Source organism: Alteromonas sp. 009811495 (assembly GCF_028865455.1).
Lineage (GTDB): Bacteria > Pseudomonadota > Gammaproteobacteria > Enterobacterales > Alteromonadaceae > Alteromonas.
Genome location: NZ_CP113972.1, coordinates 3,273,603 through 3,287,667, shown reverse-complemented (window position 1 = coordinate 3,287,667; position 14,065 = coordinate 3,273,603). Strand labels below are relative to the sequence as shown.

Here is a 14,065-nt window from a genome sequence, read left to right as displayed (position 1 = left end):
TTAGCGCTATACAATGGATGAAGTTAATTAATAGGACAATAAGAAGATGACTGATACCGTTTTGGTAGTTGACGATGATTTAGGTATTCAGAAGCAACTAAAGTGGAGCCTGACCGATTACAACGTAGTTTTTGCTGATGATCATACTTCTGCTATAGCGCAGTTGCGTCGATTTGAACCTAAGGTTGTTACCCTGGACTTAGGTTTACCTCCTGACCCTGCTAATGCGTCTGAGGGATTGCGAATACTGCAAGATATTATATCGCTAGCACCTCGTACAAAAGTCATTGTGGTGACCGGAAATAACGATAAACAAAACGCGTTAAAAGCAATTGATTTTGGTGCCTACGATTTCTATCAAAAACCTATCGATTCTGACACCATAAAGCTGCTCGTAAATCGCGCATTGAATCTTGCGAAGCTTGAACATGAAAATAATATTCTTGCTCGTACCCGTACGGGTATGTCGCGCATTGTGGGAAATAGCGAGGCAATACAAAAAGTTGTACGTCGCGCTGAGAAAATTGCTAACACCGATATCAGTACGTTATTACAAGGTGAAAGTGGTACAGGTAAAGAAGTGTTTGCACGCAGTATTCACGAGCATAGCCCGAGAAAAGACAAACCTTTTGTGGCGATTAACTGTGCCTCGATACCTGAAAACTTGCTAGAGAGTGAGCTTTTTGGTTACGAGAAGGGCGCGTTTACCGGCGCAAACAAAACAACATTGGGTAAAATTGAAACTGCGCAGGGCGGTACTCTTTTTCTTGATGAAATTGGTGATATGCCCATTGGGCTTCAAGCGAAAATGTTGCGATTCCTTCAAGAGCGCGTTATCGAACGCGTTGGTGGAAGAAACGAAATTCCTGTAGATATTCGTGTAATATGTGCGACCCACCGCGATTTACAAGCTATGGTCGCAGAAGAAACATTCAGGGAAGATTTGTATTACCGCGTGGGTGAAATGCCGATTATGATCCCACCGTTACGTGAGCGAGACCAAGATATCATCTTACTTGCACGCACGTTCCTAAATATCTATCGCGAAGAGTTTAAGGCAAAAGCTAAAAGCTTTTCTGAGTCAGCGGTGAACGCAATGCTCGCGCACAAGTGGCCAGGTAACATTCGCGAAATGCAAAATAAGCTTAAGTCTGCGGTAATTATGGCTGAGGGCAGTGTGATCCAACCTGATGACTTGGGTCTTATGCCCGTCGATGCACAAGATGACCCTGAGACGCTCAATTTGCGCGAAGTGCGTGAAATTGCAGAAAGTCGAGCGATTCGCAGAGCATATCAAAAGGCCGAGCAAAACATGTCTAAAACTGCAGAGTTACTGGGTGTAACAAGACCTACTTTGTATTCACTGATTGACAAATATCACATGGAAGATATTAAAAGCAGTGATTAAAGCAACACCTTTTGTTATTTAGCGTCACCCGTTGGCGCTAAATAACAAACTGACGGTGGGGCGCTTGCAACACATCGTGTCCGTTAAAGGCGACTTCCACACTGATATTCGCCTTTTTATCTTCAACAAACATCAGTTGCCCGCACACATTGCATACGTGATGAGTTTCACCACTAGCGACATGCAGCTTGGCTAGTGCTGAGGGAGCACAGTCTACCACAAGCTTATCTTTACTTACTTCGAGCTGCAACGCTTGGCAATCGGAGTTCGCGATGCTTTCTTTATCTGCATCGTGTTCGTCAAGATGGTCAATTTCAAACTGAACTGCTTGGCAATGACAACTACCTTTATACATTTTTACTACTCCTCAATGTGTTCTGGCCAAGTGATGCTAGCGACGTTGTTAAACGATGTGGCAATTCTTGAGCTCGAAAAATTGAATTTATGATCAAGTGGTGTCGGGTTTTCTCGCGGTTCTTCATACGTTTCTATAACGCCAACCCAACCATCTCTACCTGACAGTTTGGTGGCATAGAGTGCGTAATCAATAACCGCAAAAGTGCGTTCCCAGGCGGCATCGAAACTATCCATTTTCTCTGGAGGAAGAATAGAGAAGCCAATGCTGCATGTAATATTAATAGGCGAGGGCCCATCAATATCAAACGGGGTATTCGCTACCATTTCACGGCAGCGCTCGGCGAGAATGGGCAATTCTTCGCGATTAGAATGGCGACAGACCACAAGGAACTCTTCACCGCCCCAACGAATTATTAGGTCTGTTTGGCGAAATACTTCTTTCAGTGTACGAGCAAACGCTGCCAGTACCTTATCGCCGGCAATATGACCATAGTCATCGTTGATCCGCTTGAAGTGATCAATGTCGATCAGTAAGCACAATAGATCTTGCTTTTTAGACTCTGATTCAGTGAGTTGGTTTGCTGAGAATTGGCTGCGCCTTATTTCTCCTGGTAACTGAGACTCTAAATAGTGACGATTATAAAGCCCCGTTAATGGGTCTCGAAGGCTCACCTCTTCAAGTGTTTTGTAGGCTCGTTCTAGCTCGTCATTTTTTTCTTGTAGTGTTAATGTTTGCTGACGGACTTCACGTCTTAAGAAAATGGTTTGTTGGCGCTGCTTGAAGCGACTCCATACTAGAAACATCATCAACAACCCTGCTAACGAAATGCTCCATATCAGCGTTGTTCTCAAATTTTCTCGTTCAGCTTGAGCCAGTGCTAACTGTTTAGACTCGGTAAGTTTCTCAAGCGTTCTTGATTGCCTTACGAGTTCTATCTCAGCTTGTAGGCCTTCTATGGCTGTTTTGTTCTGTGAGTCTAAAAGGGCTTCGCGCAACTGCTGAATAACTGACTGAATATCAAGGGCTTTCTTGAACTCACCCATTGATACATAGGCACTTAGTTGCAAGGACAAAAAGCTGAGTTGCCCCCTAAGATCTTTGCTCTTTCTAGCGGTCACCGTGCCTGTTCGGGCATGAATAAGGGCGTTTTCGAAATTTTGTTCTTTTAAATAAGCTTGAGCTAAGGCTAGTCGGCCTTCTTTGACTAATTTTGCTTGTCCTGAAGAGTCAGCGAAACTCATGGCCTCTTGAAGTAGTCCTCGACCTTTGGCGATATTACCGACTTCAACAAGCGCTTGCCCCATAACAATTTTCGCTTCCGCTATAGCGCCAACATCATTAACGGCTAAAAGTAAGTCTAAACCACTCGCAATCGAGTTAACGGCGTCGTTGCTAAGGCCGCTTTTTAGTTGAAGAGCGCCAATTCTTGTCTTGGTAATGCCAAGAATACGTTTATCTTGCAACCCTTGGTTGGCAGTATCATATGCATCTTGATAGTAGGTTTGCGCCATGGAAGCTTGGTTTAGCAAGCTGTAAATATCACCTATCCGCAACAAACACACACTCGTTTGCGTTGTGTCATTGGCTTCACGAAAATATTGAAGCGCTTCTTTTAATGGCTCAAGTGCGGCTTCTACTTCGCCTTGTTCTTGTTGGATTATGCCGAGCTCTAAGTTGAGCTGTGCTTTAAGCGCGCTATTACGCTCTATTTGTGCGATAGACATAGCGCGGCGAATATAAGATGTTGCAGATGTATAGTTTGAAAGCTGTCTTTCAGCAGTGGCAAGGTATAAGAGGCTTATTGCCATATTGGCCAATTCACCTTGTAGGGTGTATTGCGCTAACGCTGCGTTGAATATGGCCTTTGAAACTTCAAAGCGAGAAGCCTTTTGCATAACCTTACCGAGGTCGAGAATATTTTGCGTTGGAAGGCTATTTTGTTGCAGAGCTTGCTCGAGTATAAGTAACGCTTTGCTATCCGCGTCATCATATCGCTTAGCAGCAATAAGGTTTTCAATCACTGCAGTTTGAGGAGGCGCGCCCTCAAGCGCTAGCGCTTGGGAAGGAATTAGCGATAACGAAGCAACTAAGAGCCCTATAAGTGCAAAACCAGCACTTATTCCTTTACTGCCCATCAGTTCCCATCTCCTTAATGGCGTCTTATGTCACTAAGACCGCACTGTCGCAATGTTATCAAAGGTTACTCGCATGATAACGATTATCGTTTAATTGTGAAGAGAATTAGGAGGATTGCAGGTATATTATTTTATACTTTAGTCTAGCGGTTTAGACGCTCTTGAATGATAGGTGAGGGCGCTAGCCCTCACCATAGCGCTATAAAGGAGGACAATGAAACCTCAACGGCGTTTATAGCTTTCTTGGATCCACTGTCTGATAAGTGCAGAGCGAGAGGAGCCTGTCTCATCAGATAGAACGGTTAGTTTATCGATGCACTCCGGCGTTAAAGTAAACGTAGCATGGCGCATGCCTTTGGCCTGCTTTGGCTTACGAAGCGGTACCACACGGTTATCTAGCTCGCTTATTTGACTATTAGCGTTATTAGGAACTGTACTGATACTGTCGTGCTTACCCTGCGCATAAAGGATGGCGTCGTCTATAAAGGCATCTACGCTACGAAGCGCTGGTTTAACTAAAGGCTTCGACTTTTTGAGGTTGAGCAAACTCATACGCGTCCTCCTCTTTACCCGCCAGCAGCTCTTCAAATAACGTTCTTATTTCAGCAGCCGCTTTACCTTCCGGTTCACTTTCAATCACAGATTTACCCGACTCTTCAGAGTCATCGTACATATTTCGGCTGAATGTCACAGCGTTAAGTACAGGAATACCAAACGAGCGACACACTTCTTTTGCTTCTAAAATGCGATTGGCTAAACTGGGTAGCGAAGGGCATTGGGTAATAACAAATGCGGCGTTCATTTTGGGGTTAACCATCTTACAAGTAGATAGGATATCTTCCATGTGAGGCACTGTTTTGAGATCACGACGCTTAGGACGTAGTGGAATAAGTATGTGGTCGGCAACCGCCATTGAAGATCGCAATGCAAGGTTGTCTTGCCCACCGCAATCAATTACCACGTAATCATAATATTGGCGAAGGCTGAGCAGCTCATTTCGGATTTTACCGTAAAGCTGCACGCAATTTATTTCTGCTAGACGCGGGTCTGCTTTACGCTCTTGGATCCAATCAGATGTCGTTCGCTGAGGATCACAATCAACCATTAGCACCTTCGCACCTTTTTCTGTGCGTAAATACACGGCAATATTTTGTGCAAGGCAGCTTTTACCACTTCCACCTTTCTCACCACCAACCAAAATAATCATGGCGTAAACCCTCAACGTTACTATCTATACTGATACTACCGACACGATCAAGCGAAACAGATCGAGGCGTAGTCTTATTAATTAAAAATCATAGACAGTGGCGCTTGAGAGTACAGCATCAAAATCAATATTAACGAATGTAAGCCAATACCTATTGATTTGTGTATAGGGACAATCTAGTCTTTGAAATTATCACCCTAACCGAACAAGAGGTTGTTATGTCAGAAGCGCGTTTTACTTCTAAAGAAGGTCAGAAAGTCCCAAGTGTTTCGTTTCCATGCCGTGACGGCGAAAGCTGGGTTACCAAAACGACAGATGAAATATTCTCAGGCAGAAATGTAGTTGTTTTCTCGCTGCCAGGTGCATTTACACCCACGTGCTCATCTACTCATTTACCTCGTTATAACGCCTTAGCGAAAAAATTCGCGAAGCACGGTATCGACGAAATTGTGTGTGTATCGGTAAACGATACCTTTGTAATGAATGCATGGGCTGCTGATCAGGAAGCCAACAACATCACTGTTATACCTGATGGTAACGGTGAATTTACTGACGGTATGGGTATGTTGGTTGATAAGGCTGAACTTGGTTTTGGCAAGCGCAGCTGGCGTTATTCTATGCTTGTTAGAGATGGCGTGGTTGAAAAAATGTTTATCGAGCCAGATGTGCCAGGTGACCCTTTTGAGGTGTCTGATGCAGACACCATGCTTGCCTATATTGCGCCTGAAGAAGAGTCTAAAGCACCTGTTTCTATTATCACCAAACCTGGATGCCCTTTCTGTGCTAAAGCGAAAACGCTTTTAGATGAAAAAGGGTATGAGTATGAAGAAATCGTGCTGGGTAAAGATGCCACACTAACAAGCTTAACAGCAATTAGTGGTCGTGAAACGGTGCCGCAAGTCTTTATTGGTGGTAAGCATGTTGGTGGCTCTGACGACTTAGAAGCCTATTTTGCCTAGGCTGTTGCCTATCTTCTTAGCAACACCTTAGCTCGAAAATTTGCGGGAGCATGCTATTATGCTCCCGTTTTTTATTTCCGTTCGGAGAATAGTTAGTGACACGTAATTTTGCTGCACAATGGTTATTGGGTTTGGCCTCTGTTTTTATTGCTAGTTCAGTGTTTGCGCAAACGTCAGCAAGTTCGCAAACCAATGCGAGTTTTAAGGCGCTTTATGAAACCGAGTGGGGCAGCACCCAGCCATGCCGAGAAACTGCACTGAATAGATTTAGTGTATGTAGCAACGTGTTACGCAATGAAGGCAACGCACCGTTTATTTTAAATAACCCTACAAGCAACAAAGTTGCTGTACTTGTGCACGGCTTAAGTGATTCTCCGTTTTTTATGCGCGAGATAGCTGAGATTTTATTTAGCGAAGGTTTTAGTGTTGTTGTGCCATTGTTGCCGGGGCATGGAAAACGCGATGCCAATGATGATATGTCAGATTGGGATTTAGCCGAGCGTTGGCAGTCCCATGTCGACGACGTGATAAGTTTAGCTGACAGCATGGGAGATACCTTGCTGGTAGGTGGATTTTCTACGGGAGGCGCGTTGGCGGTAGAGCACTACTTAGATAATGGTCAAAATATTGATGGCTTAATGCTATTTTCAGGCGCGTTGGCATTGTCTGACAACGCTGAAGGTATGTCGCGCATTTGGGGCATTAAATTATTAGCCAAAATTATTGATGGCGATTACGAAACACATGGCCCAAACCCGTATAAGTATCCTAATGTAGCGGGCTTTGCAGGTCTTGAGTTAATGGACCTTATCAATACAATTAGAGACAAATTAGACGACGGGCAGCAAGTAGAAGTACCGCTATTTGCAGCGCATTCACAAGCAGATGCGACCACGCCAATTCGTGGGGTTGAAAGTTTGATGGAGCTGAGCAAAGGGCCGAATTCATTCTTTGTCATTGATGAGTCCTATGCGCTGTGTCATGCAGATGTTGTGGTAAATGACAAGTTATTGCGTCAAATGCAATTCAATAAAACGATGGTCAACCAGCAAGAAGCGTGTGCAGTACCTCAAGCAAACCCGCTGTTTTCCACCATGGAATTGATGTTGCGACAGTATATAAAGCAGTTCACGAAGTAGAGATGTATTTACTGTGTGCTTGCTTAGCGCTATGCTATTAGCATGAGTATGAATATGAGTCATGGCCGAAGTGGTGACAACGCAAGTCACGGTAACCTGCTAAGAAGACGCGGGTCGCATAAACTCGCGTTGATATTAGCTATGCTTTTGGCGCTGGTGTTGCAAGGTATGTCGCAAGTAAATGCCATGTCTTTTGTTCACAGTCATTCTCAAATGCAATCAGGCAGCGGACAAGCACCAGTTGTTAACATCGCTAAAAATACGTTATCAGAGATGACCAAAATAAAGTGTGCTCATCATCAATCTGACCAAAACCAAGTAGGTATGCAAGAGGCTATACACGAGCCTGTGCAAGAATCTACACAAGAGCTTGTACAAGAGCCTATTCAAGAGCCTTCACTCACGATGGAATGCTGTGGTGATGACTGCAAATGCAGCACTGAACAGTGTTTCAACACCACAGGACTAGCCCTAGTCCATCCGCTTGTTCAACCGAGTGTTACTATTGCGCGTACCACCGCACAAGACCAGCTAAAAGGTCTTTGTTCTCGCATATCTTTTAAGCAATACCGCCCACCAAAATCACGTCTAACAGTCTAGATCTGCCTTGTTTTTGTTGTAAGGGGCTGCCCTTGAATGAAAGCAATGTTTATTGGGTTGTTAGAATATAAAGCGCAATTCTTAGAGTGCTAACGAAGCATTTGAGAAGCCGAATGCTCTTTCCACTTACCTTCTGACAATCACATTTAAAAAACGCAAGTCGTTTTAACCACTACGGCTTTTTTGAACAATAGTGATGACATTATGATGTATACCAATTCAATGCATTTGAGCAAAGTGTTGCGCTTGAAGGGCGTGCTTGTCGCTGTGCTGACCGCGACTTTCGTTTCGCAGTCTCAAGGCGTGTTGGCAGCGGCTTTGTCGCTAGAGCAAGCACAGCAGCTTGCTATTTCTGAAGATCCTAACCTTAAAGGCAATAGTTACAGGCAACAAGCCCTTAAAAGTGAACAACACGCATCGGCGTATTGGGCTAATCCGCAGCTTTCAACCTCTATACAAAACCTGCCTACAGACGGTTTTTCGCTTGACCAAGAGCCCATGACACAATTCAAAGTGGGTATAAAACAGCAGTTGCCTCGAGGCGATGTTAATGCACTCAACTACCAAAAACTTGCGGTAATGACTCGGCAAGTAGACACGCAGAGTGTCGCACGACTGGCATCACTGAAAAAAGCGGTTTCACTGATATGGTTGGATTGGTACTACGCTAATGAACGGCTCGCGTTACTTAAGCAAGAAGAGCAGTTACTCAAGCAACTAATGGACGTTACCGAGTCTCGCTATAGTCAAGGGTTAGGTAAATCGCAGCAAAGCGATATTTTGCAGGTTCGACTGGCACAGTTAACGCTAGAAGACAAATATACTAAGGCGCATCAGGCACTGCTAGAGGCGCGTGCTGCGTTATCGGAGTTCTACGGCGCACCTTTATCCTCGGACATGACGCCGGATAATCTGGCTTTAGGTGCATTGTTGTATGGCTATACGCTTGACTTGAGCGACTTGTATCGTGTTGTCAGTGACAGTGAACCCTTTTCATTACTGCAACACCACCCCGAAGCAAGAGGGTTGCAGTTGCAAAGTGATGTGCAAGCCAAGCAAGTTGACATTGCGCGGGAACAAACAAAACCACAATGGAGTGTTGATGCGAGTTATGGCTATCGTCAAGATGCCCAAAACGGCGCAAGTCGCGCGGATTTCGTTTCTCTTGGGGTGCAGGTAGATTTGCCTTTCTTTACTAGACCAAAACAAGACGCAGATGTTGCCGCAGCTGTCTCTAGAGTCAATGCCCTAAAGACTGACTTTCGTTTGAAAGTGAATCAATTAGCGTCACAAGCGCAAATGCTTAAAGTGCGCTTGGCTTCGTTGTCAAAGCGCAAAGCACTTTATGAAAATGGGCTAACGAATGAAGTCGAAGGGCTTGCGCAGACTTTGCTCTCTGCTTATACCGCAGATACCGCCAACTTCAGCGAAGTGGTCCAAGCTCACCTTCGCCAAATTCAAGTTCAAGATTCATTACTTGCCATTCATGTTGAAGAGGCCAAAACGTTGGCGTCTTTGATTTATTTATACGCGCCGTCTTTGGAAGCCTCAAACCACAACGCTATGGAGTTAAATCATGAATACTAAATCAACCGTTCGCGCGTTGTTTTTAGGCATATTAATAGGTGCAGTTCTAAGCGGTAGCATCTGGTTTACCTTTCTAAAACCTATGGATGAACATAGTAGTGAAGGCGAAGCGGCTAACGATAGTGATGCGCCTTTGTATTGGGTTGCGCCAATGGATGACAGTTACCGCAGAGATAAGCCCGGCAAATCACCGATGGGAATGGATCTGGTCCCTGTATACGCAGACGCTAACACTGACAGCGCTACTGAGCGTTCGCCAGGTGTTGTTATGATATCGCCTCAAGTACAGCAAAATATGGGGGTGAAAACTGCGCCAGTACAGGTTGGGCAACTCGATTCAAGTGTGACTTCAGTGGGGACTGTGGTATACGATGAAGATGAGATAACACACATTCACCCACGAGTTGAAGGCTGGATAGACACCCTACACATAAAGTCACAGGGCGATGTCGTAAAAGCAGGTCAGCCGTTATATACCTTGTATTCTCCTGAACTTGTGAACGCACAAGAGGAGTATGTTCTTGCGCTTAAACGCAACGATCGAAGGTTAATTGAAGGCGCGGAACAACGCCTTAGCGCGTTGGCCTTGAATCGCTCGTTCATTGAAAAGCTTAAAAAGACGCAAAAAATATCGCAATCGGTTACTTTTAACGCACCCCAAAGCGGTGTGGTAGAGGCATTGGCTATTCGGGAAGGTTTCTTTGTTCAGCCAGGCACCACCATGATGAGTATCGCAAAGCTGGAAAGTGTGTGGGTGCTGGCGGATATACCTGAAATGTATGCAAACCTAGTGGGTATAGGCGATAGCGCGGAGGTCAATTTAGATTATTTGCCGGGGCAAACCTATTACGGAGAAGTAGACTATATTTACCCGTCGCTGTCAGCAGTAACCCGCACATTGAAGGTGCGCATCGCACTATCAAACCCAGATTCTAGGTTGAAGCCAAATATGTTCGCGACCGTGTCGGTGAAACCTCAGGATGAACACGTAGGACTATTGGTGCCTAAAAGTGCAGTAATTCGAACCGCAGCCAATACAAGAGTTGTTGTTGCTGATGATAACGGCCAATTCAAATCTATCGCCGTTAAGCTAGGGCAGCACGATTCGCAATTTTACACCGTGACGGAAGGGTTATTGCCTGGAGATAATGTAGTGATTTCTGCACAGTTTTTGATTGATGCAGAATCATCAAAAGACAGTGACTTTATGCGTATGCAAGCGCCAGAGCATCAAGCGACGACAACAGGAGAAATAAAAGAAATTGTCGTAAATGATGAGTCAGTATCGTTTATGACGATAGCACGAGGACCCATTGAAAAATGGGGTAGAGGGCCTGCCACTATGTCCTTTGCGCTATCACCGCACATTGACCCAACCTCATTTAGTGAGGGGATGAAAGTCACCTTTACCTTTGTAACGGGTGAGGAATTTGTTGTCATTGATATGCGTCCTTTAGAAGACGCCAATACATCTACTCATCAGCACCATGCGGAAATGAACCATGATTGAATCAGTCATTAGATGGTCAGTCACCAACCGAGTTATGGTGTTGTTATGCGCAGTAATGTTGAGTATTGCAGGCGTATGGGCGGTCAAGCAAACGCCAGTTGATGCAATACCTGATCTTTCTGACGTTCAGGTCATCGTCAAAGTCAGTTATCCAGGGCAATCTCCTCAGGTGGTAGAAGATCAGGTAACGTTCCCTTTAACATCAGCATTAATGTCTGTACCGGGGGCAACTACTGTACGTGGTTATTCGTTCTTCGGTGATGCTTATATTTACGTCATCTTTGATGATGACACCGACATGTACTGGGCGAGAAGTCGCGTGCTCGAATACCTTAGTCAGGCCGCCCCGACTTTGCCTGAAGGCGTTACTCCACAACTTGGTCCTGACGCTACTGGGGTGGGTTGGGTCTATATCTACGCCCTTCAAAATGAAGCCAATGCCAAAACTCCACTTGATTTAGGGGAGCTTCGCTCGCTGCAAGATTGGTTTTTGAAGTATGAGTTGCAGTCGGTAGAAGGGGTCTCTGAAGTGGCAACGGTTGGCGGTATGGTGAAGCAGTATCAGGTTATTGTGAGTCCTGAAAAACTACGCGCTTTTAATATTATGCCTTCAGCAATTGAGCAAGCTCTTAAACGGGGAAACCGTGCAACGGGAGCATCGGTTATAGAAATGGCCGAGGCTGAGTACATGGTCACCGCGCAAAACTATATCGGACAAATAAGTGATATAGAAGCCATTCCAACAGGGGTGTTTGAAAATGGAGTGAGTATTAATATTGGCGACGTGGCTAATGTGGTTGAAGCGCCTTTGATGCGTCGTGGCATTGCAGAACTCAATGGTGAAGGAGAGACCGTCGGCGGCATCATTGTGATGCGCTATTCAGAGAATGCAAAAGCCACAATCGACGCAGTTAAAGCGAAACTGGCAAGTTTATCGGCGAGTTTGCCTGAAGGCGTAACGCTTGTGCCGGTTTACGACCGCTCAACGCTTATTGATAATGCGGTAGACACACTCTTTGACAAACTAATAGAAGAGTTAATTGTTGTAGGGTTAGTGTGCCTAGTCTTTTTGTTTCATGTTCGCTCATCGTTGGTGGCGATGATAAGTCTCCCTATTGGGATACTTAGTGCGTTCATTATCATGAAATTACAAGGGCTCAACGCTAATATTATGTCCCTTGGCGGTATTGCTATTGCCATCGGTGCCATGGTTGATGGGGCGATAGTTGTTGTCGAGAATTTACATAAGCACTTGCATCAATATGCGTCTTATGAAGAAGACACAAAATCGGGTCCGCTTTCTGCACAACAGCGCTGGAAAATCGTCATACAATCAACGTCAGAAGTGGGGCCTGCGTTATTCTTTTCACTGCTGATTATCACGGTCTCCTTCGTACCCGTTTTTGCACTAGAGGCGCAGGAGGGGAGGCTCTTTTCACCGTTGGCATATACTAAAACCTATGCCATGGCAGCAGCGGCTGCACTTGCAATCACACTCGTGCCAGTATTAGCTGGATATTTTGTGCGAGGCACTATTAAGTCAGAGCAACAAAACCCTATTAATCGATTGTTGGTGGGGATGTATAAGCCTGCGCTTAACCTAGTTTTGCGCTTCCCGCGCAGTGCACTCGTGGGGGCGGTGCTGGTTTTACTTTCATCCCTGTGGCCATTAAGTCATCTGGGCAGCGAATTTATGCCCGAACTCGACGAAGGTGACTTAATGTATATGCCCACGACTTATCCTGGTGTATCCATCGGCAAAGCACGTGAGCTGCTTCAACAAACGGATAAGCTGATTGCTACCTTGCCAGAGGTTAAAAGTGTATTTGGTAAAGTAGGGCGAGCGGATACGGCCACAGACCCAGCACCACTTACTATGATTGAAACGTTCATTCAGCTTCAGCCAAAATCACAATGGCGGGACGGTATGACCACACAAAAGCTGAAGGATGAACTCAATGCACTTGTACAGTTTCCGGGCCTAACAAATGCATGGGTTATGCCAATTAAAACCCGAATTGATATGTTGGCAACAGGGATCAAAACCCCAGTTGGCATAAAGGTGGCCGGTCCTAAACTGGATGTAATCGAAGAAATAGGGCAACAAATAGAGCAACTATTACCTAATGTTGAGCACACCGCTTCGGTTTACGCAGAACGCGTCGTGGGCGGGCGCTATATTGATGTGCAAGTGCATCGCGATAAGGCCGCAATGTATGGGATGAGTATCGACGATGTGCACAATATTATTGGTAACACTATTGGCGGACGTGCTATTACACAGTCGGTTGAAGGACGCGAACGCTATCCAGTGAGCATGCGTTTTCCTCAACACTATCGCGATACCCCTGAAGCGTTGGCGGCATTACCTTTTGTCACACCAAGCGGTGTTCATACTACTTTAGGAAGCGTGGCAACGATTGAAGTCACCAAAGGACCTGCGGGAATAAAGAGTGAAAATGCGCGATTAAATGGTTGGATATTTATCGACATAGACGACAGTGATTTAGGTGGCTATGTTGAGCGTGCAAAAGCCTATTTGAACGACAACCTCGTTCTACCTGCAGGTTATTCGCTGTCGTGGGCGGGTCAGTTTGAATACTTAGCGCGAGCTAAAGCCAAGCTTTCTGTCGTAATCCCAATAACACTAGCGATTATTTGTTTATTACTTTACATGGCGTTTAATCGCCTAAAAGACGTATTGTTGATTTTAGCGACGCTACCGTTAGCGTTGGTAGGCAGTATTTGGCTACTTTATGGCTTAAATTTCAATTTGTCTGTGGCGGTGGGAGTTGGTTTTATCGCGTTGGCAGGGGTTGCTGTTGAAATAGGCGTGATCATGTTGGTTTATCTTAATCAGCACGTAACAGAAGTCTCTCGTGCTGATGAAGATGATGCGGGTGTTTCAGTTAATTCGCGAATACAAGCGGCTATTGTTCACGCTGCCACCATGCGTTTGCGCCCTGTATTAATGACATCGTTTTCCATCATTATTGGTTTGTTACCCGTGCTATACGCAACGGGTACGGGAAGTGAGGTCATGCAACGCATTGCAGCGCCCATGGTAGGCGGGATGCTCAGTGCGTTAGTATTAACGTTGTTGGTTTTGCCCGCGGCGTACTATTTACTAGTACGCCAGCGAGATTAGTACGCCAACGAGCG

At 45.3% G+C, this 14,065-nt stretch carries 11 protein-coding genes; 7 read left to right on the top strand and 4 right to left on the bottom strand.

Annotated features, from left to right (window positions below):
* The first annotated feature begins 46 nt into the window (after positions 1–46).
* Positions 47–1,408 carry a PEP-CTERM-box response regulator transcription factor gene (gene prsR / locus OZ660_RS14915; RefSeq protein ID WP_159626784.1) on the top strand — a complete coding sequence of 454 codons (1,362 nt, stop codon included), beginning with the start codon at positions 47–49 and terminating at the stop codon, positions 1,406–1,408.
* Between the two features lie 37 nt (positions 1,409–1,445).
* Here the strand turns inward: prsR and OZ660_RS14910 are convergent, their stop codons facing one another.
* The 4 genes from OZ660_RS14910 to OZ660_RS14895 form a co-directional block, all read right to left on the bottom strand.
* The gene (locus tag OZ660_RS14910; RefSeq protein ID WP_159626786.1) at positions 1,446–1,763 is read right to left on the bottom strand and encodes a GFA family protein; all 318 of its coding nucleotides are present in this window, start codon (positions 1,761–1,763) and stop codon (positions 1,446–1,448) included.
* A 5-nt stretch (positions 1,764–1,768) separates the two neighbouring features.
* Complete coding sequence (locus tag OZ660_RS14905; RefSeq protein ID WP_274741446.1) at positions 1,769–3,901, bottom strand: tetratricopeptide repeat-containing diguanylate cyclase; 2,133 nt, start codon at positions 3,899–3,901, stop codon at positions 1,769–1,771.
* A 222-nt stretch (positions 3,902–4,123) separates the two neighbouring features.
* A complete protein-coding gene (locus OZ660_RS14900) occupies positions 4,124–4,453 on the bottom strand; it encodes a ribbon-helix-helix protein, CopG family (RefSeq protein ID WP_274741445.1) in 330 nt (109 codons plus the stop codon).
* A complete protein-coding gene (locus OZ660_RS14895) occupies positions 4,413–5,108 on the bottom strand; it encodes an AAA family ATPase (RefSeq protein ID WP_159626792.1) in 696 nt (231 codons plus the stop codon). Before OZ660_RS14895 ends, OZ660_RS14900 begins: the two co-directional genes overlap by 41 nt.
* Before the next feature lie 218 nt (positions 5,109–5,326).
* Here OZ660_RS14895 and OZ660_RS14890 point away from each other — a divergent pair, with 218 nt between their 5' ends.
* The 6 genes from OZ660_RS14890 (at position 5,327) to OZ660_RS14865 (ending at position 14,051) form a co-directional block, all read left to right on the top strand.
* The gene (locus OZ660_RS14890; protein WP_274741444.1) at positions 5,327–6,067 is read left to right on the top strand and encodes a glutathione peroxidase; all 741 of its coding nucleotides are present in this window, start codon (positions 5,327–5,329) and stop codon (positions 6,065–6,067) included.
* Positions 6,068–6,213: 146 nt separating this feature from the next.
* Complete coding sequence (locus tag OZ660_RS14885) at positions 6,214–7,206, top strand: alpha/beta hydrolase (RefSeq protein WP_446698987.1); 993 nt, start codon at positions 6,214–6,216, stop codon at positions 7,204–7,206.
* Positions 7,207–7,248: 42 nt separating this feature from the next.
* On the top strand, positions 7,249–7,806 hold the full coding sequence (locus OZ660_RS14880) for a hypothetical protein (protein ID WP_274741443.1): 558 nt from the start codon (positions 7,249–7,251) through the stop codon (positions 7,804–7,806).
* A 204-nt stretch (positions 7,807–8,010) separates the two neighbouring features.
* Complete coding sequence (locus OZ660_RS14875) at positions 8,011–9,393, top strand: TolC family protein (protein WP_274741442.1); 1,383 nt, start codon at positions 8,011–8,013, stop codon at positions 9,391–9,393.
* A complete protein-coding gene (locus OZ660_RS14870; RefSeq protein WP_274741441.1) occupies positions 9,383–10,903 on the top strand; it encodes an efflux RND transporter periplasmic adaptor subunit in 1,521 nt (506 codons plus the stop codon). Before OZ660_RS14875 ends, OZ660_RS14870 begins: the two co-directional genes overlap by 11 nt.
* Positions 10,896–14,051, top strand: coding sequence for an efflux RND transporter permease subunit (locus tag OZ660_RS14865; protein ID WP_274741440.1), 3,156 nt, complete (start codon positions 10,896–10,898; stop codon positions 14,049–14,051). Before OZ660_RS14870 ends, OZ660_RS14865 begins: the two co-directional genes overlap by 8 nt.
* The last annotated feature ends 14 nt before the right edge of the window (positions 14,052–14,065 follow it).